This is a genomic window from Streptomyces sp. CBMA152, assembly GCF_014596475.1.
Lineage (GTDB): Bacteria > Actinomycetota > Actinomycetes > Streptomycetales > Streptomycetaceae > Streptomyces.
This window is the reverse complement of the sequence record NZ_MECJ01000028.1, coordinates 1-20884: the sequence shown is the minus strand read 5'-3', so window position 1 is coordinate 20884 and position 20884 is coordinate 1. Positions and strand designations below refer to the sequence as shown.

Here is a 20884-nt window from a genome sequence, read left to right as displayed (position 1 = left end):
GCGCAGGGGTATGCCGCATCCACCAGCCCACTCCGCGAGGCCCGGACGTCTGGGCACCCTTGACCGGACGGCCAGGGCGCGCTGTCGGCAGGTCCTCGGACTGACCAAGTACGCGAATGCGTACGAGTACACCGTTGCGGGACAGTTCCGGATTTGCACCGGATTCCCCTGCGGCGACAGCGAGGACGAGCATACATCTTGTGTCGGGCTCCGAGCCCACCCCCACATGTTGTGTCGTGGCGGCTTCGGAGGGTGTCCGAGTACCCAACTCCCGTAGCGGCGCGGACATTCCCGCAGCACACGACGACGGGCCGCCGGATCTCCCGGCGGCCCGTCGTCGGCCACGCGCGCGTGGTGCTCGGTTCAGCGGTGGTTCAGTGCGCGGCGCCCGCCGTCGCGGGCGGCAGTTCGGTCTGTACGCCCGGATCCCCCGCGTCCGCCGTGTAGTCCTCCGGGGACGTCTCGTCGACGCCGTCGGGGGCCTTCAGGGCCCGCAGGACGACCGTGAGGACCACCGTCACCGCGACGTTCAGGACGAACGCCGTGAGGCCGATGTAGCCGATCTCGCCGATGCCCGGGATCTCCTTGGAGCTGCCGCCGAAGTGCTTCTGGGTGGGGGAGGCGACCCCGTACGCGGCGAGCGTGCCGTACGCCATGCCGACCGCCCAGCCCGCGAGCAGTGCCCAGCGGTGGAACCAGCGGGTGAACAGACCGCCGACCAGCGCCGGGAACGTCTGCAGGATCCAGATGCCGCCGAGCAGCTGGAAGTTGATCGCGACCGTCTTGTCCATTGTGAGGACGAAGACCAGCGCGCCCACCTTCACCACGAGCGAGACCAGCTTGGAGACCTTGGCCTCCTGCGCGGGCGAGGCGTCCGGCTTGATGAAGTCCTTGTAGATGTTCCTCGTGAACAGGTTCGCCGCCGCGATCGACATGATCGCCGCGGGCACCAGCGCGCCGATGCCGATCGCCGCGAAGGCCACGCCCGCGAACCAGTCCGGGAACATGTCCTCGAAGAGCTGCGGGATCGCCAGCTGGCCGTTCTTGACCTTGACCCCGGCCGCGATCGCCATGAAGCCGAGCAGCGCGAGCAGGCCCAGCATCAGCGAGTACAGCGGCAGGATCGTGGTGTTGCGGCGGATCACGTTGCGGCTGCGCGAGGAGAGCGTCGCCGTGATCGAGTGCGGGTACATGAAGAGCGCGAGCGCGGAGCCGAGCGCGAGCGTGGCGTACGTCCACTGGCTCTTGTCGCCGGGCACCAGCGCGCCCGTGGGCTTCCCGGCCGCGTTCGGGGTGTCGAACTTGTGCTGGGCGGCGGCGAAGATGTCGTGGAAGCCGCCCAGTTTGATCGGGATGTAGATGATCGCGACCAGAATGACGAGGTAGATCAGGCCGTCCTTCACGAACGCGATCAGCGCGGGCGCGCGCAGGCCCGAGGAGTACGTGTAGGCCGCGAGCACCGCGAACGCGATCAGCAGCGGCAGGTCCTTGAGGAACCAGTTGCCGGACCCGCCGACGCCCATCACGTCGAGCACCGCCTGGATGCCGACCAGCTGGAGCGCGATGTACGGCATCGTGGCGAGGATGCCGGTGATCGCGACCGCGAGCGAGAGGCCCTTGGAGCCGAAGCGGCCGCGCACGAAGTCCGACGTCGTCACGTAGCCGTGCTTGTGCGAGACCGACCAGAGCCGGGGCAGGAACGTGAAGATCAGCGGGTAGACGAGGATCGTGTAGGGCACGGCGAAGAACCCGGCCGCGCCCGCCGCGTACACCGCGGCCGGGACCGCCACGAACGTATACGCCGTGTACAGGTCGCCGCCGAGCAGGAACCAGGTGACCCAGGTGCCGAACGAGCGCCCGCCCAGGCCCCATTCGTCCAGGCTCTGCTCGTTCTCGGCCTTGCGCCAGCGCGCGGCCATGAAGCCGATGACCGTGACGGCCAGGAAGAAGAAGATGAAGACACCGAGCGCGACGCCGTTCACGCCGCCTTCTGCTGCGAGAGTCACTTCGACGCACCTGCCTTACGGGCGGTGCGCTGGTCGTGCTGCCACAGCTTGTACGCGAGCATGGTGAGCGCGGTCGAGATCAGCACCCACAGCATCTGGTACCAGTAGAAGAACGGGATTCCGATGAACGCCGGGTCGGCCTTCGCGTAAGAACCGACCCAGAGCATCGCCACGAAGGGCGCGATCAGGCAGAAGGCGATGACCACGCGCACGGGCGTGATCAGCGGTCTGCTCTCCTGTGTGGACTGCGGCATATGGTGGCTCCGTCCCCTCGCTGCTCACCTGTGTAATGCGCAGGCAATCTAGGGGACGGAATCCCGCCCCGGGAACCCCTGTACCGGATACCGGACGCGGGGTCGGGGCCCGGCCGCCGGACATGTCGGTCCTTGGACCGCTTCGGGCTCTCAGTCGGTCGGCCGCTTGAGCCTGGCGACGAACTTGTAGCGGTCGCCGCGGTACACCGAGCGCACCCACTCCACCGGTTCGCCGTCGCCGTCGATGGAGTGGCGCGAGAGCATCAGCATCGGCAGGCCCACGTCCGTGCCGAGCAGCCCGGCCTCGCGCGGGGTGGCGAGCGATGTCTCGATGGTCTCCTCGGCCTCGGCGAGCCGCACCCCGTACACCTCGTTGAGCGCGGTGTAGAGAGAGGTGTACTTGACCAGCGAGCGGCGCAGGGCCGGGAAGCGCTTGGCGGACAGATGCGTCGTCTCGATCGCCATCGGCTCGCCGCTCGCCAGGCGCAGCCGCTCGATGCGCAGGACGCGGCCGCCGGTGGTGATGTCGAGCAGCCCCGCGAGGGTGTCGTCGGCGGTGACATAGCCGATGTCGAGCAGCTGGGAGGTCGGCTCCAGGCCCTGGGCGCGCATGTCCTCGGTGTACGAGGTGAGTTGCAGCGCCTGGGAGACCTTGGGCTTGGCGACGAAGGTGCCCTTGCCCTGGATGCGCTCCAGGCGGCCCTCGACGACCAGCTCCTGGAGGGCCTGGCGCACGGTGGTGCGGGAGGTGTCGAACTCGGCCGCGAGCGTGCGCTCCGGCGGCACCGGGGTGCCCGGCGGCAGGGTCTCCGTCATCTCCAGGAGATGCCGCTTGAGGCGGTAGTACTTGGGCACGCGAGCGGTACGGGCGCCGGCGCCCGCCTCTGTCTCCGTACCGCTCCCGTCCGTGGCCATGGCCCGCCCTCCCGAGTGCTGCGCTGCTGCCGTCACCGGCTCCTCCGTCTGTCGCGGCTCACATGGTGGCACGGACCGGTCACGGGTCGTCCCCTCCCTCTCAGGTGTCGGTCCGATAACGGACGCGACAGCCCTTCTTATACACCCTTGACACCCCTAAAGGTCTAGGCCAAGCTCCCGGTACTGGTCTAAACCATTAAAGACCAGGTCCCAGCCCCACAGGCAGTACACGTCGTATGTCTTCGCGGTGGGCGGGGGGTTGCAGCATCCCTGAGGAGGGTGGCGTGAAGCGCAAGCTCATCGCGGCGATCGGCGTCGCGGGCATGTTGGTCGGCGTCGCGGCGTGTGGTTCGGACGACAAGAAGGACGGCGCCAGCGGCGGCGACGCCAAGCAGCTCACCGTCTGGCTCACGGTCGACGCCCAGAAGAACTGGCCGGACCTGGTCAAGGCCGCCGACGACGCGATCGTCGCCAAGCACCCCGGCCTCAAGATCAGCCACGAGTACTACGGCTGGCCGGACAAGAACGCCAAGCTCGACGCGGTCCTCGCCACCGACAAGGCCCCCGACGTCGTCGAGATGGGCAACACCGAGATGCTCGCCTACTCGGTCAAGGGCGCCTTCGCCGAGGTCGACCCGTCGAAGTTCGACAACTCCGCCGCCTGGCTCGACGGCCTCAAGGCCTCCGTCACGTACGACGGCAAGACCTACGGCGTCCCCTACTACGCCGGTGGCCGCACGGCGACCTGGCGCAAGGACATCGCGGCGTCCGCGGGCGTCACCGCCACGCCGAAGTCGTACACCGAGCTCACCGCCGACCTGGACAAGATCCAGGCCAAGGAGGGCGACAAGTTCAGCGCCTGGTACCAGCCTTCGCGTGACTGGTACGCGGCCATGTCGTACGTGTACGACGCCGGCGGCTCCATCGCCAAGGAGGACGGCGGCAAGTTCAAGGCGAACCTGTCCTCGCCGGAGTCCCTCAAGGGCCTGACCGAGTACAAGAACATCCTCGACAAGTACATGCACGGCGACAAGACGAAGGACGAGGCCGACCGCCCGATCGTCTACGGCCAGGGCAAGTCCAACCTGATCTTCGCCTCCGCCTGGGAGGGCGGCAGCGCGGCCCTGCCGGAGAACGACAAGGTCGGCAAGCTCGCCGACAAGATCGAGTCGTTCGTGATGCCCGGCCCGTCCGGCAAGGCCATGCCGGTCTTCCTCGGCGGCTCCGACCTGGCCGTGCCGGTCAAGTCCAAGGCGCAGGGCCTCGCCGCCGAGTGGATCAACGCGTTCACCGGCACCCAGGGCCAGAAGGGCCTCGTCGCCAAGCAGAACCTGCCCAACAACAAGACGGCGCTCGCCCCGCTGAAGTCGGACCCGAAGACGGCGGTCGCGGCCACCGCGGCCGAGTCCAGCTGGTTCGTGCCCATGGCGCCGGGCTGGGGCCAGGTCGAGAAGGCCAAGGTCCTCCAGGACATGCTCCAGTCCATCGGCACCGGCAAGAAGTCGGTCGAGCAGGCCGCGAAGGACGCGGACACCGCGATCGACAAGGTCATCAACACCAAGTGACCTGTGGGCGAGGGCCCCGTCCGACAAACGACGGGGCCCTCGCCCGGCCAGTACCGGAGAGGGACCGCTAGGAGCGCGCGATGAGTGCCGCAGAGACAACCACCGCCAAGGTGCCGCCGGCGCGGCGCGACCCACAACACAGTGGGGAATCCGGGAAGCCGAACGGGCCGGCCAGAAAGCGCGGCGTGGGACAGGCGGCGGTGCCCTGGGCGCTGCTCGCCCCGTGCCTGATCGCGCTCGCCGTCGTACTCGGCTATCCGCTGGTACGCCTGGTCACCCTGTCCTTCCAGAAGTTCGGCCAGCCGCAGCTGTGGGGCTTCAAGAGCCCCGAGTCGGTCGGCTTCGACAACTTCACCAACGTCCTGAGCGACAACGAGTTCTGGACCGTCGTCGTCCGTACGGTCCTGTTCGCCTTCACCGCGGTCGTGCTGACCATGGTGCTCGGCATGCTGGTCGCCCTGCTGCTCCAGCGGGTCTCCGGCTGGGTCAAGACGCTCGTCAACATCGCGCTGGTGGCGAGCTGGGGCATGCCCGTCGTCGTCGCCATCACCATCTTCAAGTGGATGTTCGACAGTGACTTCGGCGTACTGAACTGGCTGCTCAGCCGGTTGCCCGGGGTCGACATGGACGGCCACAACTGGTTCGCCAGCGGCCCGCAGGGCCTCGCCGTGATCATGCTGCTCGTGGTGTGGGGCGCGGTGCCGTTCGTCGTGATCACGCTGAGCGCGGGCCTCACCCAGGTCCCCAAGGAGCTCGAAGAGGCCGCCCGGCTCGACGGGGCGGGCGCCTGGGGCGTGTTCCGGCACGTCACCCTGCCGATCCTCAAGCCGATCATCGTGATGCTGGCGACGCTTTCCGTCATCTGGGACATGGGCGTCTTCCCGCAGGTCTTCGTGATGCGCGGCGGCCACCCCGAGCCCGAGTTCCAGCTCCTCACCACGTACTCGTACGACAAGGCGTTCGTGGTCAACGACTACTCGCAGGGCTCCGCGATCGCGCTGCTCACCGTGCTGCTGCTGCTCGGTGTGATCGCCGTGTACATGCGTCAGATGCTGAAGATCGGAGAGGTGGAGTAACCATGGCTGCCTCCGTATCGGCGCCCGCGCGCCCTCGCCGCAAGAAGTCCAAGCTCGGCTGGAACCTGCTCGGCCTGCTCGTCTTCGCCACCGCCGGCTTCCCCGTCTACTGGATGCTCAACACGGCGCTGAAGCCCGCCAAGGACGCGATCGACCCGAACCCGCACTTCTTCCCGCGGACGTTCACCCTGGAGAACTTCCGCCGGGCGCTGGACATCGGCGACTTCTGGGGCTCGATCGGCCGCTCGCTGATCGTCTCGCTCGTCGTCGTGGTCATCGGGATCGCGGTCGGCCTGCTCGCGGCGCTCGCCATCTCGCGGTTCGCCTTCCGGGGCCGCAAGATCGTGATCGTCGGCATCCTCGCGGTGCAGATGATCCCGCTGGTCGCGATGATCATCCCGGTCTTCCTGCTCCTCAACGACCTGGGTCAGTACGACAAGTTGTCCGGCCTGATCCTCACCTACCTCACCTTCATCCTGCCCTTCACGGTCTGGACGCTGCGCGGCTTCATCGTCAACGTCCCCAAGGAGCTGGAGGAGGCGGCGATGGTCGACGGGTGCAGCCGCACCGGCGCGTTCCTGCGCGTCGTGTTCCCGCTGCTCGCCCCGGGCATGGTGGCCACCTCGGTTTACGGCTTCATCCAGGCGTGGAACGAATACCTCTACGCCCTGATGCTGATGAGCCAGAACCACCAGACCGCCACCGTCTGGCTCTCCAGCTTCACCACCCAGCACGGCACCGAGTTCGCCCCGATGATGGCCGGCTCCACCTTGATGGCCGTCCCCATCGTGGCGCTCTTCCTCCTCGTCCAGCGCAAGATGGCCGCGGGTCTGACGGCCGGCGCCGTGAAGGGATGACGCCGCTCCATGACGACGATCGCACGCAGCACAGACACTCTGACGCGTGATGCTCTCACCGTTCTGCAGCCCGGTTTCGTCGGCACCACCGCCCCCGACTGGCTGCTGCGCCGGATCGGCGAGGGCCTGACCTCGGTCGGCCTGTTCGGCCGCAACATCGCCTCGGCCGCCCAACTGGCCGCGCTCACCGCCCAGTTGAGGGCCGAGCGGGGCGATGTCCTGGTCGCCATCGACGAGGAGGGCGGGGACGTCACCCGCCTCGAAGTCCGTACGGGTTCGTCCTTCCCCGGCAACCTCGCGCTCGGCGCGGTCGACGACACGGCGCTGACCCGGGACGTCGCCCATGAGCTGGGCCGCCGCCTGGCCGCCTGCGGGGTCGACCTCAACTGGGCGCCGTCCGCCGACGTCAACTCCAATCCGGGCAATCCGGTCATCGGCGTACGGTCGTTCGGCGCCGACCCGCAGCTGGTCGCCCGGCACACCGCCGCGTACATCGAGGGGCTCCAGTCCGCCGGAGTCGCCGCCTGCACCAAGCACTTCCCGGGCCATGGCGACACCGCCGTCGACTCGCACCACGCGCTGCCCCGCATCGACGTGGACCTCGACACGCTGCACGCCCGTGAACTGGTGCCCTTCCGTGCGGCGATCGCCGCGGGTTCCAAGTCGGTCATGAGTGCGCATATTCTTCTTCCCGCGCTCGACCCGACCCGCCCGGCGACGCTGAGCCCGCGTGTCCTGACCGGACTGCTGCGGGACGAACTCGGCTACGACGGGCTGATCGTCACCGACGCCGTGGAGATGCAGGCCATCGCCTCGACGTACGGCATCGAGCGCGGCTCGGTCCTCGCGATCGCGGCGGGCGCCGACGCGTTGTGCGTCGGCGGCGGCCTTGCGGACGAGGACACCGTGCTGCGGTTGCGCGACGCCCTCGTCGCCGCGGTACGGGCCGGCGAACTGCCCGAGTCACGCCTGGCGGACGCGGCGGCGCGGGTGCGCGCCCTCGCGTCCTGGACCCGGCGGGCCAGGGGGGACGTTGCGGCGCCGGGCGCGGACGTGCAGGAGGGGACCGCGCCCGGCACCGACATCGGCCTGGTCGCGGCGCGGCGGGCGCTGCGCGTGACGGGGGATGCGGCGCCGCTCGCCGCCGCGCCCTATGTGGCGTCGTTCACCCCGGTCGCGAACATCGCCGTCGGGGACGAGACGCCGTGGGGGGTGGCGGCGGAGCTTTCGGCGCTGGTGCCGGGGACGGAGACGGGGACGTACGGGCCGGACGCGGATCCGTCCGAGGTTCTCGCCGCGGCGGGCACCCGCCGTATCGTCGCGGTCGTCCGCGACGAGCACCGGCATCCGTGGATGTCGGCGGCCCTGCACACCCTGCTGTCGGCGCGCCCCGACACGGTGGTGATCGAAATGGGCGTGCCCCAGGCGCCCCCGAGGGGGGCGGTGCACATCGCCACGCATGGCGCGGCGAGGGTGTGCGGCCGGGCGGCGGCGGAGGTTGTGGCGGGGGCCTGATCCCCCACCCCGCCCCTTCCCGAAAGCCTCCGGCGGGTGTTGTTCGTCTGCGGACCGTGCGTGGTTGCTCGCGCAGTTCCCCGCGCCCCTTAGATGCGCCCGGAGGGCGCTCCTAGGGGCGCGGGGAACTGCGCGACAAGCCCCCACCGGCGTTCAGACAAAGAGGGGGGTCCGGGGGCAAAGCCCCCGGCAGCCCACCCCGACCCCCACCCGGCCGCCCGCCAAGGGCTTTCGGGAAGGGGCGGGGTGGGGTGCAAACAGGGGGCTACAGGCCCTGCCACACCGGCTTGTTGGCGTACGTGTGGCGGAAATAGTGCGCCAGCTTCAGCTTGGACGCGGCCGCCTCGTCCACCACCACCGTCGCGTGCGGGTGGAGCTGGAGCGCGGAGGCGGGGACGACCGAGGCGACCGGGCCCTCGACGGTCTGGGCGACCGCCTCGGCCTTGCCCTCGCCGGTGGCGAGCAGCACCAGGTGCCGGGCCTCCAGGATGGTGCCGATCCCCTGGGTGATGACGTGGTGCGGCACCTGCTCGATGTCGTCGTCGAAGAAGCGCGCGTTGTCGATCCGGGTCTGCTCGGTCAGCGTCTTGATCCGGGTGCGCGAGGCGAGCGAGGAGCAGGGCTCGTTGAAGCCGATGTGCCCGTCGGTGCCGATGCCGAGGATCTGCAGGTCGACCCCGCCGGCCTCGGCCAGCGCCCGGTCGTACGCCTCGCACGCGGCCTGGACGTCGTCCGCCGAGCCGTCCGGGCCCAGGAAGGAGTCGGCCGCGAGCCCCAGCGGCTCGACGACCTGGCGCAGCACGGTCGCGCGGTACGACTCGGGGTGCCCGGTCGGCAGCCCGACGTACTCGTCGAGCTGGCAGACCCGGGCCCGCGAGACGTCGACGGCACCGGCGGCGACCTTGGCCGTCAGGGCGTCGTAGATGGGCAGCGGGGTCGAGCCGGTGGCCACGCCCAGGAGGGCGTCGGGCTTGCGGCGCCACAGGGCCGCGATGGACTCCGCGATGAGCTCGCCGCCCGCCTTGGCGTCCGGGACGATGACAACTTCCACGTGGGCCTGCCGATCTGGAGACGTGAGAACCGTATGTGGTATAGACCAATCTAGCAGAGCCGAGGGCCTTTTCGGCGGGTGGTCGCGCCTTCTGTCGCCCTCCTGTCATGGTCGGTCGCGAGGGTTTCCGGAACGCATACGGAGACCGCCATTTGGAGGCATCGCGCATGTCGGCGCCGAACGTGGCACTCTGGGCCGGGGCGTCCGTGGCCGGGACGCGTCAACGCAAACGGATGGACACCCAGGAATGGTCTAGTCCACAATGGCCAGCAGACCTCCGGCCTCCCCGCACAGGAGACCGGACGAGGTGCACGGCACTCTCTGCCCTGACCGGGCCGGGCACCTCCCGTAAGGCCGAGGGGCACCGCACACCCGTCGGCCGGCAATATCCGGGCTGCGGTGCCGGACGGGCCGAGGGTCCCGACCCGGCGCCGCGGCCCGCGCGGGTACCCTCGCTGACGTGCCCTCCATGAACGACCTCGTACGCCAGCACACCGCTCTCAGTGAGTCCGACCTGGAGTGGTTGCACCTGCTGGTCTCGGAGTGGCAGCTGCTCTCCGACCTCTCCTTCGCCGACCTGGTGCTGTGGGTCCCGACCCTGGACGGCACCCGGTACGTGTCCGTCGCGCAGATGCGGCCCAACACCGGACCCACCTCCTACCAGGACGACATGGTCGGCCACCTCGTCCCGCGCGGGCGCCGCCCGCTGCTCGACGCCGCGCTCGACGAGGGTCGGATCGTGCGCGAGGGCGACCCGGAGTGGCGCGAGGAGGTCCCGGTCCGGGTCGAGTCCATCCCCGTCCGCAGGGAGGGCCGTGTACTGGGAGTGATCGCGCGCAACACGAACCTGCTCACCGTGCGCACCCCCTCCCGGCTTGAGCTCACCTACCTCCAGTCCGCCTCCGACCTGGCGCAGATGATCGCCGCCGGGTCGTTCCCGTTCCCGGGGCAGCAGGTCGACATGGACGCGTCGCCGCGCGCGGGCGACGGGCTGATCAGGCTGGACGCGGACGGCATCGTCCAGTACGCCTCGCCGAACGCCCTCTCCGCGTACCACCGGCTCGGGCTCGCCTCCGACCTCGTCGGCCACCACCTCGGCGAGCTCACCGCCCAACTCGCGCCCTCGCGCGGCCCGGTGGACGAGGCGATCGCCAAACTGGCCAGCGGATACGCCCCGCGCGAGGCCGAGGTGGAGGGCAGCGGCGGGGTCATCCAGCTGCGCGCCATCCCGCTCAAGCCCAAGGGCACGCGCATCGGCTCGCTCGTGCTGCTGCGGGACGTCACGGAACTGCGCCGCCGTGAGCGCGAGTTGATCACCAAGGACGCCACCATCCGGGAGATCCACCACCGGGTGAAGAACAACCTCCAGACGGTCGCGGCCCTGCTGCGCCTGCAGTCCCGGCGGATCGAGTCCGAGGAGGGCCGCGAGGCGCTGAACGAGGCCGTGCGGCGCGTCGGCTCGATCGCGATCGTGCACGAGACGCTCTCGCAGAACCTGGACGAGCGCGTCGAGTTCGACGAGATCGCCGACCGGGTGCTCGCGATGGTCGCGGAGATCTCCCCGGGCAAGGTCACCTGCCGGCGTACGGGCCGGTTCGGCATCCTCGACGCCGAGGTCGCCACCCCGCTCGCGATGGTCCTGACCGAGATCCTCCAGAACGCCCTGGAGCACGCCTTCGCCCAGGGGGAGCACGGCACGGTCGAGGTCTCGGCCGTACGCGGCGGTACCCGCGAGGACGCGCGGCTGCTGATCACTGTGCGCGACGACGGCCGCGGGCTGCCCGAGGGATTCGACCCGCAGAAGGCCGGGAACCTCGGCCTCCAGATCGTCCGGACCCTGGTCGAGGGCGAACTGGGCGGCGCCTTCGACATGGTCGCGGCTCCCGAGCGCGGCACCCAGGTCGTCCTCGACGTGCCGGTGCGGGCGGAGAAGTAACCCGGGCCGCCGGTTTTCCCCGTACGCGATCGTGAACACCGCACACAGCAGCGAGCCCCGGACCAAGTGAATCGGTCCGGGGCTCGGATGCTGTGGGTTACTGCTGCGCGCTGCGGCTCGGGGGGCGGTGAGTGCGTACTCGCTGTACGCGCCGCGCGGGCCTAGGCAGAGGGGGGATCAGGCGGTCGCGTTGCGCGCCCGGTTGCGAGCGGCACGGCGCTTCATCGCGCGGCGCTCGTCCTCGCTGAGGCCACCCCAGACGCCGGAGTCCTGGCCGGACTCAAGCGCCCACTGCAGGCACTGCTCCATCACGGGGCAGCGACGGCAGACGGCCTTGGCTTCCTCGATCTGCAGCAGCGCAGGACCGGTGTTGCCGATGGGGAAGAACAGCTCGGGGTCTTCCTCACGACAAACGGCGTTGTGACGCCAGTCCATGGCTGCTACCTCTCTTGGTATTTCATACGGTGGCTTGTGAATGTGAACGCTTTCACGAATCCCCCCGCAAGGGAAGGGCCGACTTCCAGGTGAACTGGTTGTGGTCCGAAGCTGAGGAGGGGTTCTGGCTCTCACGGAGGCCGGTGTTGCGGGCCGTCCCGATCGCCATGTAGAGATTCGCAAACCTCGGCGGCGGATACAACCCCTTCCGGAAAGTTTTTTTTGATTCCTCGGTGTCGACTGGGTCACAGTCGTACTTCTATGGGGTGGGGCCCAGCCCAAACGTTCGAGTTAAAGGACTTTCGGCCCTTCCACTCACACAATCACACGCAGTGCACGGCGTACGCCTGTGAACGTCACGCTGGTGCGCAGACCCAGGTGGTCGCCGTCCATCTGGAAGGGGAGCGGGGCCTTGGAATGCAAGGTGAAGTCCGTGAGGTCATGCATGGAGACGGCGTGCTTGCCGTGTGGACCCTTTTCGGGTGTCGAGGTCAGCAGCTGGGTCGCGTAACGGGTCGCCGTGGACATCGACAGCTTGGTGAGCGCCAGCATGTCGAGGCCGGTCTCGAAGGACGCGTCCGGAGCCGCGAAGACCGGGCGATTGCCCAGGTAGGTCCAGGGGGCGGTGTTGCACACTATCGACATCACCAGGTTCTCGACCGGGTCCTGGTCCGGCCGCTCCAGGGTGATCCTGCCCTTGCCGCGGTGCGGCTCGGAGAGGAACTGTCTGGCCACCTGGCGCAGATACAGCGCGTGCGTCGAGCGCTTTCCGCGCTCCCGCTGCTGTTCGACCCGGCCGATGACCCCGGCGTCGAAGCCGAATCCGGCGCAGAAGGTGAACCAGCGGGACGGGACGCCCTCGTCCTCGGTGCCCGGCGTGCCGGCCGCGAGGCCCAGGCTCACCACCCGGCTCCGCTCCTCGCGCAGCGCGTCGAGGAGTATGCCGGTCGCCTCCACCGGCTCGTTCGGCAGACCGACCGCGCGCGCGAAGACATTGGTGGAGCCGCCGGGGACGACCGCGAAGTTCGGCAGGTTCTCCGGGTCGGGGCCGTTGTGCAGCAGACCGTTGACGACCTCGTTGACGGTGCCGTCGCCGCCGAGCGCCACGACCAGGTCGATGTCGCTGTCGTCCGCCGCCCGCCGCCCCAGATCGCGGGCGTGCCCCCGGTACTCCGTGGTCACGACCTCCAGCTTCATCTCGCTGGCCAGGGCGTGGATGAGGACGTCACGGGTGCGGGCACTGGTGGTGGTAGCCGCCGGGTTGACCACGAGAAGTGCACGCATGGTCGCCAGGGTACCTACCGGGCGGTACCCGGCGCAGTCCCGCCCCTGTGTGACGTACGCGGGCGCACGCAAGATCCTTTACGTGCGGGGCTACCCTGCTGGGGTGAGTACTGAGCAGCACCCCGACAGCGAGCAGCAGCACGACGGCGCCGGAGCCCCGGACGGGCCACGCCCCCGCCGGCTCACGCAGGCGGCCGCGATCGCCGCGATCGAGGGCCTGGCCCTGGTCGGCGTCGGCCTCTACATGCTGACCATCGGGCTGATGGGCCGGCCGCACCAGCCGCGCACGGCGGAGACGGGCGGCGTGACCATGATCGTCCTCGGCCTCATCCCGCTGCTGGCCGCGCGCGGGCTCTTCCTGCGCCGCCGCTGGAGCCGCGGGCCCGCGCTGATCACCCAGATCCTGGCGCTCCCGGTGGCCTGGATGTTCCTCACCGCGAACGGCCCGGCGATCCCGGTGGGCATCGCGGTGGCCGTCGCCGCGGTGACCGGCCTCGTCCTGCTGGTCAACCCGGCCACGGCCCAGGCGCTGGGCGTGCGGGGCGCGGGCGGGACGGACGCGCCCTAGGACGCGTACACGCGGGAGCGGGTTTTCGCTCCCGTACGCCCCTCGCTCAGGGGCCTACTCCTCCACCAGCAGCTTCTCCCGCAGCTGGGCCAGCGTGCGGGCCAGCAGGCGGGAGACGTGCATCTGCGAGATGCCGACCTCCTGGGCGATCTGCGACTGCGTCATGTTGCCGAAGAACCGCAGCAGCAGGATCCGCTTCTCGCGCGGCGGCAGGTCCTCCAGGAGCGGCTTGAGCGACTCCCGGTACTCGACGCCCTCCAGCGCCTCGTCCTCGGCGCCCAGGGTGTCCGCGACCGCCGGCGACTCGTCGTCCGTGTCCGGGACGTCGAGGGAGAGCGTGGAGTACGCGTTGGCCGACTCCAGGCCCTCCAGGACCTCCTCCTCCGAGATGCCCAGGCGCTCCGCCAGCTCGTGCACCGTGGGCGAGCGGCCGTGCTGCTGGGAGAGCTCGGCGGTGGCCGTGGTGAGGGCGAGGCGGAGCTCCTGGAGGCGGCGCGGCACCCGGACCGCCCAGCCCTTGTCGCGGAAGTGCCGCTTGATCTCGCCGACGACCGTCGGGGTCGCGTACGTCGAGAACTCCACGCCGCGCTCCGGGTCGAACCGGTCGACCGACTTGATCAGGCCGATCGTGGCGACCTGGGTCAGGTCGTCGAGCGGCTCGCCGCGGTTGCGGAAGCGCCGGGCCAGGTGCTCGACCAGCGGCAGATGCATCCGGACCAGCTTGTTGCGCAGCTCGGCCTTCTCCGGCGAGCCGTCCGGAAGCTTGCGCAGCTCGATGAACATCGCCCGCGCCCCGCTGCGGTCCTGCGGGTCGTGGTGGTGTTGCGTGTGCTCGATGTGCTCGCTCATGTGGGCCGCCCGCTCTGCCTGCCGCGTCTGCTCCGCCACGGCCCTGAGGCCGTCAAGTCCGTCCACCGGGTGCGGCCGGGCCTGCTGCTCCGGGATTCCCGCAGGGCGCCGCGTCTGTGCCAGCGTCTCGGGGATGTGCTCGTCGTCCCGCACCGGACCCTCCCCGCTCACGCCGGTCCGGGTCCCGCGCCGCGCTGTTTGTACAGGCTGATGGAGACCGTACGGTCGTCGGCGACCGAGGAGTCGACCTTGCCGGCCAGCGCCGAGAGCACCGTCCAGGCGAAGGTGTCGCGCTCGGGGGCCCGGCCGTCGGTCGTCGGCGCGGAGACCGTGACCTCCAGCGAGTCGTCGACGAGGCGGAAGACACAGCTGAGTACGGAGCCGGGAACGGCCTGCTGGAGCAGGATCGCGCAGGCCTCGTCGACCGCGATACGCAGATCCTCGATCTCGTCGAGGGTGAAGTCCAAACGTGCCGCGAGGCCGGCCGTGGCCGTACGCAGCACCGACAGGTAGGCACCCGCGGCCGGCAGCCGGACTTCCACGAAGTCCTGATTCCCGGGCTCGCCTGCGATCTGGGACACCCTCACCTCCAAGGTGGCACAAGCTCTCTCGGGCCCCGGCGGAGGGGACGCCTCCGGGGCCATGCGGTACGTAATGCGGTGATCGTGCGTCGTCCACGCGATCTGGTGCTCGGGGGGCGACGCTATCGCGATCCATGGTGCCGTGTCGCCGGGACCCCTCCCGGCAGCTGTCACTCATGGTAAGCATATGAGCACGGACAGTGGCTAGGGGTGTGCGGTGCCCAATTGCTGTGAACCGGCGCCGGGTTGACGTACCCAGGCCGAAGGCCGTCGAACCGTCCAGGCCCGCCCGACCTCACGCCTCACACCAGGAGGTTGTCCACAAAGCACCAGCGCCAGTTCTCACCCGGCTCCATGGTGCGCATCACCGGATGGCCGGTGTGCTTGTGGTGCGCGGTCGAGTGGCGCATCGGCGAGGAGTCGCAGCAGCCCACATAGCCGCAGACCAGACAGAGCCGCAGCTGGACGTAGTGGGTCCCGGCGGCCCGGCACTCGGGGCACGTGTCGCTCAGCGGCGCGGGCTCGGGGCGCGGCAGTTCGGCAACGTGCGGGCACTCGCTCATGATTGCCAGGTTACGACGGTCCGGCTGTGAGGGGGCTGGGATGGAAGCACTGCCGTTGGTGGCACTGGTGGCGGGCAGCGCGGCGGTGGCCGGGGCGGCCCGCCGCACACCGGTGCCGGCGCCGCTGCTGCTGGTCGCCGCGGGGCTGGTCGCGGCCTATGTGCCGGGCGTGCCCGCGTACACGCTCGATCCGCACATCGTGCTGCCGCTGATCCTGCCGCCGCTGCTGTACACGGCCGCCGTGGACAGCTCGTATCTCGATCTGCGCGCCAATCTGCGGCCGGTCGCGCTGCTCTCGGTCGGTTACGTACTGTTCGCGACCCTGGCCGTCGGCTGGCTCGCGTATCTGATGGTGCCGGACCTGCCGCTGACCGAGGCCCTGGTGCTGGGGGCGGTGGTGGCGCCGCCGGACGCGGTCGCGGCCACCGCGATCGCCCGGCGGCTCAGGCTGCCGGGGCGGATCACCACGGTTCTGCAAGGGGAGTCGCTGGTCAACGACGCGACCGCGATCACCGCGTACAAGGTGGCGCTCGCGGCCGCCGTCGGGGAGGGGGCGACCTGGGCGGGCGGGGTGCGGGAGTTCGCGCTCGCGGCCGTCGGCGGGGTCGGGATCGGCCTGATCCTGATGGCGCCGATCCACTGGCTGCGCACGCATCTGACCGAGGCGCTGCTCCAGAACACGCTCTCGCTGCTCATCCCGTTCGTCGCGTACGCGGCGGCCGAGCAGGTCGGGGCGTCCGGGGTGCTTGCCGTGGTGGTCGTGGCGCTCTATCTGGGCCATCGCTCCTGGCAGGTGGACTTCGCGACCCGGCTCCAGGAGGCGGCGGTCTGGAAGATGGTCGCGTTCGTCCTGGAGTCGGCGGTGTTCGCGCTGATCGGGCTGCAACTGCCGGTGGTGCTCAAGGGCCTGGGCGCGTACGAGGGCTGGGAGGCGGCCCTGTACGCGGTGGCGGTCTTCGCGGCGGTCGTCGTGGTCCGCTTCGTCTGGGTCTTCCCGGCGACCTTCCTGCCCCGGGTGCTCTCGGAGCGGATCCGCACGCGCGAGCCCGACACGAACTGGACGGCGCCGGTGATCGTGGGCTGGGCGGGGATGCGGGGCGTGGTCTCGCTCGCCATCGCGTTCTCGATCCCGATGACGACCCACGACGACCTGCCGTTCCCGGCGCGGGACCTGGTGCTCTTCCTGACGTTCACGACGGTCATCGCCACGCTGGTGGTGCAGGGGCTCACGCTGCCGCCGCTGATCCGGGCGCTGAAGCTGCCGGGGCGGGACACGCGGGCCGAGACACTGGCCGAGGCACAGGCGCAGAGCCAGGCCTCGACGGCCGCCGAGGCCCGTCTGGACGAGCTCCTGGCCGACGAGGCCAACGCGCTGCCCGCGCCGCTCGCCGACCGGCTGCGCACGGTCCTGGAGCGGCGCCGCAACTCCGTGTGGGAGCGCCTGGGCGAGGTGAACGCGGTGACCGGCGAGTCGGCCGACGACGTCTACCGCAGGCTGTCGCGGGAGATGATCGGCGCCGAGCGCGAGGTCTTCGTGCAGCTGCGGGACGCGCGGCGCATCGACGACGAGATGCTGCGGACGCTGCTGCGCAGGCTGGACCTGGAGGAGGCGGCGGCGTACCGGGAGGGCGAGTCGTGACCCCTAGAGGGGCTGTCCGGTGATGACGGCGGCCACGCTCGTTCCCTTCGGGAACGAGCCCTCTTCGGCGAGCGTGAGCAGCCCGTACAGCATTTTGGCGACATAGAGACGTTCGACGGGCAGCTGGTGGCGGGCCTCGAAGTCGGCGGCGAAGGCGTCGAGTTCGGGGGTGGTACGGGCGTACCCGCCGCAGTGGAAGCGCTCGTCCAGGGACCAGTTGGCGGTGGGTGCGCCGAGGGTGTGCCGCTGCAACTCCCGTATCTCCTCGGCCAGAAAGCCGCCTCGCAGCACCGGGAACCCGATGGCCCGCTGCCCTTCCGCGAGCCCGGCGGCCAGCCCGGCGAGGGTGCCGCCGGTCCCGCAGGCGACGGCGACGACATCGGCGAGGCCGTGCAGCTCGCGCCCGAGGGCGGTGCAGCCCTGCACGGCGAGGGAGTTGCTGCCGCCTTCGGGGACGAGGTAGAGGTCGCCGCCGAAGAGCTCCTTGAGGCCGTCCAGCATCTCGGGCTCCGCCTTGCGCCGGTAGGTCGAGCGGTCGAAGAAGTGCAGCCGCATGCCGTCCGCCGCGCATTGGGCGAGCGACGGGTTCAGCGGGCGGTGGGCGAGCTCGTCGCCCCGGACGACGCCGATGGTGGGAAAGCCCAGTAGGCGCCCGGCGGCGGCCGTGGCGCGCAGATGGTTCGAATAGGCCCCGCCGAAGGTGAGCACCGGCCGCCCGGCCGCCTCCCGCAGGTTCAGCGAGAGCTTGCGCCATTTGTTGCCGGGCAGGGCCGGATGGATCAGGTCGTCGCGCTTGAGCAGGAGGCGTACGCCGTGACGGGTGAAGCGCTCGTCCTCGATCCGTTGCAGTGGCGAAGGGATACGCGGCCGCAGGCGGGTGGTGAGGTCGAGCGCTTCGGGGGTCACGCGTCCATTGTCGCTTTCCCCGTCATTTCAGCAGCTCGGCGACCCTGCCCCGGAGCCAGTCCATGGTGAAGCCGCGCGGGTCCACCTTGCCGGGCTGCCACTCCTTGTGGCCGATCACCGACCGCTCGGTCCATCCGTAGTGGCGGCAGATCGCGGCCGCCGCTCTCTCGATGGCTTCGAGCTGGGCGTCCGGCCAGGGGTCGTTCCCGTCGCCGAGGTTCTCGCACTCGAACCCGTAGAAGCGCGCGTTGCCGTCGGTGTCGGCCTCGTCGCACGGCGGCAGGCGCTTCTCGGCGATGACGGCCGCCAGGACGTCGCCGTCGCCCGCGCCCGCGTGGTTGGCGCGGCCGTTGCCGACGAGGTGGACGGTGCCGTCCTTGGTGATCACGCCGTGGCAGAGCGGGCCGGGCAGGCCCTCGTAACCGTCGTAGCAGATGCGTACGGTCGCGTCGGCGCCCTCGGTGGCGGTGTGGTGGATCATCACGCCGTTGAGCGGGCCCCAGGCGCCGTGCCCGGCCCGGTTGTGGGTGCGCCACTCGCCGACCTCGACGACCCGCAGGCCTTCGGCACGCAGTACGGCGAGGAACTGGTCAGCGGACATGGGTGGGGCCATGGCCGACTCCTTTGCAGGTGGTACGGAATGAAGTGTGCCGATTATTACCGGAACTTCCGTACCTGGGCGATCTGTTCGGGCGCTGTGCGAGCCGATCCGGACAGACCGCCCGGTTCGTCTCAGTCCCGCGTCAGCCAGAGGTCGGGGCCGAACACCTCGTAGTGGATGTCGGCGGCGGCGACGCCCTTGGCGAGCAGCTGTGTGCGTACCGCCCGCATGAAGGGCAGCGGTCCGCACAGGTACGCGCGCGTGCCCGACGGGACCGCGACCGAGGCCAGGTCCACCAGGCCCGTACGGTCGGCGGGGTGACCGGCGTCCGGCCGCTCGTACCAGAAGTGGGCGGCGCCATCGGGGAGTTTGGCGGTCAGTGCCGCGTGGTCCTCACACAGCGCGTGCTCGGCGGGGGAGCGGTCGCCGTGCACCACGGTCACCGGGGCGCGGTGCCCGGCGTCCGCCAGCTGCTCCAGCATCGACAGCATCGGCGTGCAGCCGATCCCCGCCGAGGCGAGCAGCAGCGGCGCGTCCGTGTCGTCGAGGACGAGATCGCCGTACGGGGCCGAGACGCGCAGCCGGTCGCCCTCGCGCACGCGCGCGTGGAGATGCTGGGAGACCTCGCCGTCGGGTGCCCCGGCCGCGCCCCGGACCCGCTTGACGGTGATCGAGCGGGTGGTGGAGCCGGGGGCGCCGCTGAGGCTGTACTGGCGTATCTGGCGGGCGCCGTCCGGGAGTTCGACCTGGACGGAGACGTACTGGCCGGCGCGGAAGCGGGGCGCGGGGGCGTCGTCGGCGGGGCGCAGCCGGAAGGTGGCCGCGTCGGCGGTCTCGTCGCGGCGCCCCACCACGGTCCACTCGCGCCAGACGTCCCCGGCGAGGACGCCCTGCTCGGCGTAGAGCCGCGCCTCGATGGCGATCAGGGCGTTCGCCATCAGCCAGTAGACCTCGTCCCAGGCGGCGGCGACCTCGGGCGTGACGGCCTCACCGAGCACCTCGACGATCGCGTCGAAGAGATGCCGATGCACGACCTCGTACTGCTCGGCCGTGATGCCGAGCGAGGCGTGCTTGTGGGCGATCCGGCCGAGCATCACGTCGGGACGGTCGTCCGGGTGGTCCACCAGGTGGGTCGCGAAGGCGGCGATGGCCCCCGCGAGCGCCTGCTTCTGGACCCCGGCGGCCTGGTTGCCCCGGTTGAACAGATCGCGCAGCAGCTCGGGACGGGCCGCGAACAGCCGCTCGTAGAACCGCTCGGTGATGGTGCCGATGGCCGCGCCGACGGCGGGCAGGGTGGCGCGGACGGTCGCGGTCGACTTCTCGGACAGCAACGGAGCTCCTCGATGACGTGGTGGCTTGGTCGGCGGTCGATAATTGGCATCTGAAAGTCGTATTTTTGGGTGTGACGAAGCCCGAAGGTGTGTCGGTTCAGTGGCTGCCGCTCGGGTCCGCTGCCCGTTTACGACACCGGCGCCCGGCCCAGGCCGATCAGCAGGGGGCCCGTCGGCGAGGTGACGAGGTCGCCGATGGTGAGCGGGTCCAGCGAGGCGAAGAACGCCTCCTGGGCGCGGCGCAGCGCCCCGCGCAGCAGGCACGCCGAGTTCAGCGGGCACGGCGTGCTGCCCTCGCACTCCACCACGTCGCCGGCGCCCTCCAGTTCGCGGACGAGTCCGCCGACCGAGGCCCGGCGGCCGGCCGGGGTGAGCGCGAGCCCGCCGCCGCGGCCGCGCCGTGCCTCGACGAGCCCGAGGTGCTGGAGCTTGGCGACGACCTTCGCGGTGTGCGTATAAGGCACCCGCATGATCTCGGCCACCTCGCGGGTGGTGGGCGGAACCTCCTGGGCGCCGTCCCCGACGACGGCCAGCCGCATCAGTACGCGAAGCGCCAGGTCCGTGAATCTCGTCAGCCGCATGACCTCACCGTAGATAACTTGCATATTGTGTGCAACTTTGTGGCCGGATGGTGAGGTTGGCCTCCCGGGAAAACGCAACATGCCCCGCCGACGCCGTTCCATTCCCACTCATTTGTGTGATGGCGTCGGCACGGTCCGTGCTGGAAGGCTTCTTGGCGCAGGTCAGCTCATGATCGGAAGATCGAGAGGGAGTCACATGTCGGTCGAGGCAGGGTCCGAGAACCGCGCGCAGCAGAGTCTTGGCACGGCGGCCGCGCGGAATCTGGCGACCACGACCAAGTCCGCTCCTCAGATGCAGGAGATCACCTCTCGGTGGTTGCTGCGGATGCTGCCGTGGGTGCAGGTGCAGGGTGGTACGTACCGGGTGAACC

The 20884-nt window shown here is 70.2% G+C and carries 20 protein-coding genes, 1 pseudogene and 1 riboswitch; of the genes and pseudogenes, 8 read left to right on the top strand and 13 right to left on the bottom strand.

The window, feature by feature from the left end; all coding sequences use genetic code 11:
* Positions 1–68: 68 nt before the first annotated feature.
* Positions 69–210: riboswitch (cobalamin riboswitch) on the bottom strand.
* Between the two features lie 164 nt (positions 211–374).
* The 3 genes from mctP to BG418_RS23585 all read right to left on the bottom strand — a co-directional run bounded on the left by mctP (position 375) and on the right by BG418_RS23585 (position 3175).
* Entirely contained in the window at positions 375–1982 is a 1608-nt protein-coding gene (gene mctP, locus BG418_RS23595) for a monocarboxylate uptake permease MctP (RefSeq protein WP_188276543.1), read from the bottom strand.
* A gap of 20 nt (positions 1983–2002) precedes the next feature.
* A complete protein-coding gene (locus BG418_RS23590) occupies positions 2003–2260 on the bottom strand; it encodes a DUF3311 domain-containing protein (RefSeq protein WP_188275978.1) in 258 nt (85 codons plus the stop codon).
* A gap of 150 nt (positions 2261–2410) precedes the next feature.
* The gene (locus tag BG418_RS23585; protein ID WP_188275977.1) at positions 2411–3175 is read right to left on the bottom strand and encodes a GntR family transcriptional regulator; all 765 of its coding nucleotides are present in this window, start codon (positions 3173–3175) and stop codon (positions 2411–2413) included.
* 284 nt (positions 3176–3459) lie between these two features.
* Here BG418_RS23585 and BG418_RS23580 point away from each other — a divergent pair, with 284 nt between their 5' ends.
* The 4 genes from BG418_RS23580 (at position 3460) to BG418_RS23565 (ending at position 8188) form a co-directional block, all read left to right on the top strand.
* On the top strand, positions 3460–4740 hold the full coding sequence (locus tag BG418_RS23580) for an extracellular solute-binding protein (RefSeq protein ID WP_188275976.1): 1281 nt from the start codon (positions 3460–3462) through the stop codon (positions 4738–4740).
* Between the two features lie 80 nt (positions 4741–4820).
* The gene (locus BG418_RS23575; protein WP_188275975.1) at positions 4821–5816 is read left to right on the top strand and encodes a carbohydrate ABC transporter permease; all 996 of its coding nucleotides are present in this window, start codon (positions 4821–4823) and stop codon (positions 5814–5816) included.
* Between the two features lie 2 nt (positions 5817–5818).
* The gene (locus tag BG418_RS23570; RefSeq protein ID WP_188275974.1) at positions 5819–6673 is read left to right on the top strand and encodes a carbohydrate ABC transporter permease; all 855 of its coding nucleotides are present in this window, start codon (positions 5819–5821) and stop codon (positions 6671–6673) included.
* A gap of 9 nt (positions 6674–6682) precedes the next feature.
* Entirely contained in the window at positions 6683–8188 is a 1506-nt protein-coding gene (locus BG418_RS23565) for a glycoside hydrolase family 3 protein (RefSeq protein WP_188275973.1), read from the top strand.
* Positions 8189–8453: 265 nt separating this feature from the next.
* Here BG418_RS23565 and nagB read toward each other — a convergent pair whose 3' ends face one another.
* A complete protein-coding gene (nagB, locus tag BG418_RS23560; RefSeq protein WP_188275972.1) occupies positions 8454–9239 on the bottom strand; it encodes a glucosamine-6-phosphate deaminase in 786 nt (261 codons plus the stop codon).
* 469 nt (positions 9240–9708) lie between these two features.
* Between nagB and BG418_RS23555 the strand changes: the two genes are divergently transcribed.
* A complete protein-coding gene (locus tag BG418_RS23555; protein WP_188276542.1) occupies positions 9709–11175 on the top strand; it encodes a sensor histidine kinase in 1467 nt (488 codons plus the stop codon).
* Between the two features lie 177 nt (positions 11176–11352).
* Here the strand turns inward: BG418_RS23555 and BG418_RS23550 are convergent, their stop codons facing one another.
* Together BG418_RS23550 and BG418_RS23545 are read right to left on the bottom strand one after the other, a co-directional pair.
* Positions 11353–11610, bottom strand: coding sequence for a WhiB family transcriptional regulator (locus tag BG418_RS23550; protein WP_004937597.1), 258 nt, complete (start codon positions 11608–11610; stop codon positions 11353–11355).
* A gap of 315 nt (positions 11611–11925) precedes the next feature.
* Complete coding sequence (locus BG418_RS23545) at positions 11926–12894, bottom strand: diacylglycerol kinase family protein (protein WP_188275971.1); 969 nt, start codon at positions 12892–12894, stop codon at positions 11926–11928.
* Positions 12895–12997: 103 nt separating this feature from the next.
* Between BG418_RS23545 and BG418_RS23540 the strand changes: the two genes are divergently transcribed.
* Entirely contained in the window at positions 12998–13462 is a 465-nt protein-coding gene (locus tag BG418_RS23540) for a hypothetical protein (RefSeq protein ID WP_188275970.1), read from the top strand.
* A gap of 54 nt (positions 13463–13516) precedes the next feature.
* Here BG418_RS23540 and BG418_RS23535 read toward each other — a convergent pair whose 3' ends face one another.
* From BG418_RS23535 to BG418_RS23525, 3 genes are all read right to left on the bottom strand, one after another.
* The gene (locus BG418_RS23535) at positions 13517–14446 is read right to left on the bottom strand and encodes an RNA polymerase sigma factor SigF (RefSeq protein ID WP_188276541.1); all 930 of its coding nucleotides are present in this window, start codon (positions 14444–14446) and stop codon (positions 13517–13519) included.
* Between the two features lie 32 nt (positions 14447–14478).
* Entirely contained in the window at positions 14479–14892 is a 414-nt protein-coding gene (locus tag BG418_RS23530; protein WP_067163834.1) for an anti-sigma regulatory factor, read from the bottom strand.
* 302 nt (positions 14893–15194) lie between these two features.
* The gene (locus tag BG418_RS23525; protein ID WP_188275969.1) at positions 15195–15455 is read right to left on the bottom strand and encodes a UBP-type zinc finger domain-containing protein; all 261 of its coding nucleotides are present in this window, start codon (positions 15453–15455) and stop codon (positions 15195–15197) included.
* Positions 15456–15495: 40 nt separating this feature from the next.
* Here BG418_RS23525 and BG418_RS23520 point away from each other — a divergent pair, with 40 nt between their 5' ends.
* The gene (locus BG418_RS23520) at positions 15496–17094 is read left to right on the top strand and encodes a Na+/H+ antiporter (protein WP_188275968.1); all 1599 of its coding nucleotides are present in this window, start codon (positions 15496–15498) and stop codon (positions 17092–17094) included.
* Between the two features lie 3 nt (positions 17095–17097).
* Here BG418_RS23520 and BG418_RS23515 read toward each other — a convergent pair whose 3' ends face one another.
* The 4 genes from BG418_RS23515 to BG418_RS23500 all read right to left on the bottom strand — a co-directional run bounded on the left by BG418_RS23515 (position 17098) and on the right by BG418_RS23500 (position 20513).
* The gene (locus tag BG418_RS23515) at positions 17098–18000 is read right to left on the bottom strand and encodes a 1-aminocyclopropane-1-carboxylate deaminase/D-cysteine desulfhydrase (protein ID WP_188275967.1); all 903 of its coding nucleotides are present in this window, start codon (positions 17998–18000) and stop codon (positions 17098–17100) included.
* A gap of 22 nt (positions 18001–18022) precedes the next feature.
* Positions 18023–18613 carry an N-acetylmuramoyl-L-alanine amidase gene (locus BG418_RS23510; protein ID WP_188275966.1) on the bottom strand — a complete coding sequence of 197 codons (591 nt, stop codon included), beginning with the start codon at positions 18611–18613 and terminating at the stop codon, positions 18023–18025.
* Positions 18614–18732: 119 nt separating this feature from the next.
* Entirely contained in the window at positions 18733–19932 is a 1200-nt protein-coding gene (locus BG418_RS23505) for a globin domain-containing protein (RefSeq protein ID WP_188275965.1), read from the bottom strand.
* A 128-nt stretch (positions 19933–20060) separates the two neighbouring features.
* Complete coding sequence (locus tag BG418_RS23500) at positions 20061–20513, bottom strand: Rrf2 family transcriptional regulator (RefSeq protein WP_188275964.1); 453 nt, start codon at positions 20511–20513, stop codon at positions 20061–20063.
* Positions 20514–20709: 196 nt separating this feature from the next.
* Between BG418_RS23500 and BG418_RS23495 the strand changes: the two are divergent.
* A pseudogene (locus tag BG418_RS23495) lies at positions 20710–20884 on the top strand (Crp/Fnr family transcriptional regulator); the annotation flags it as partial.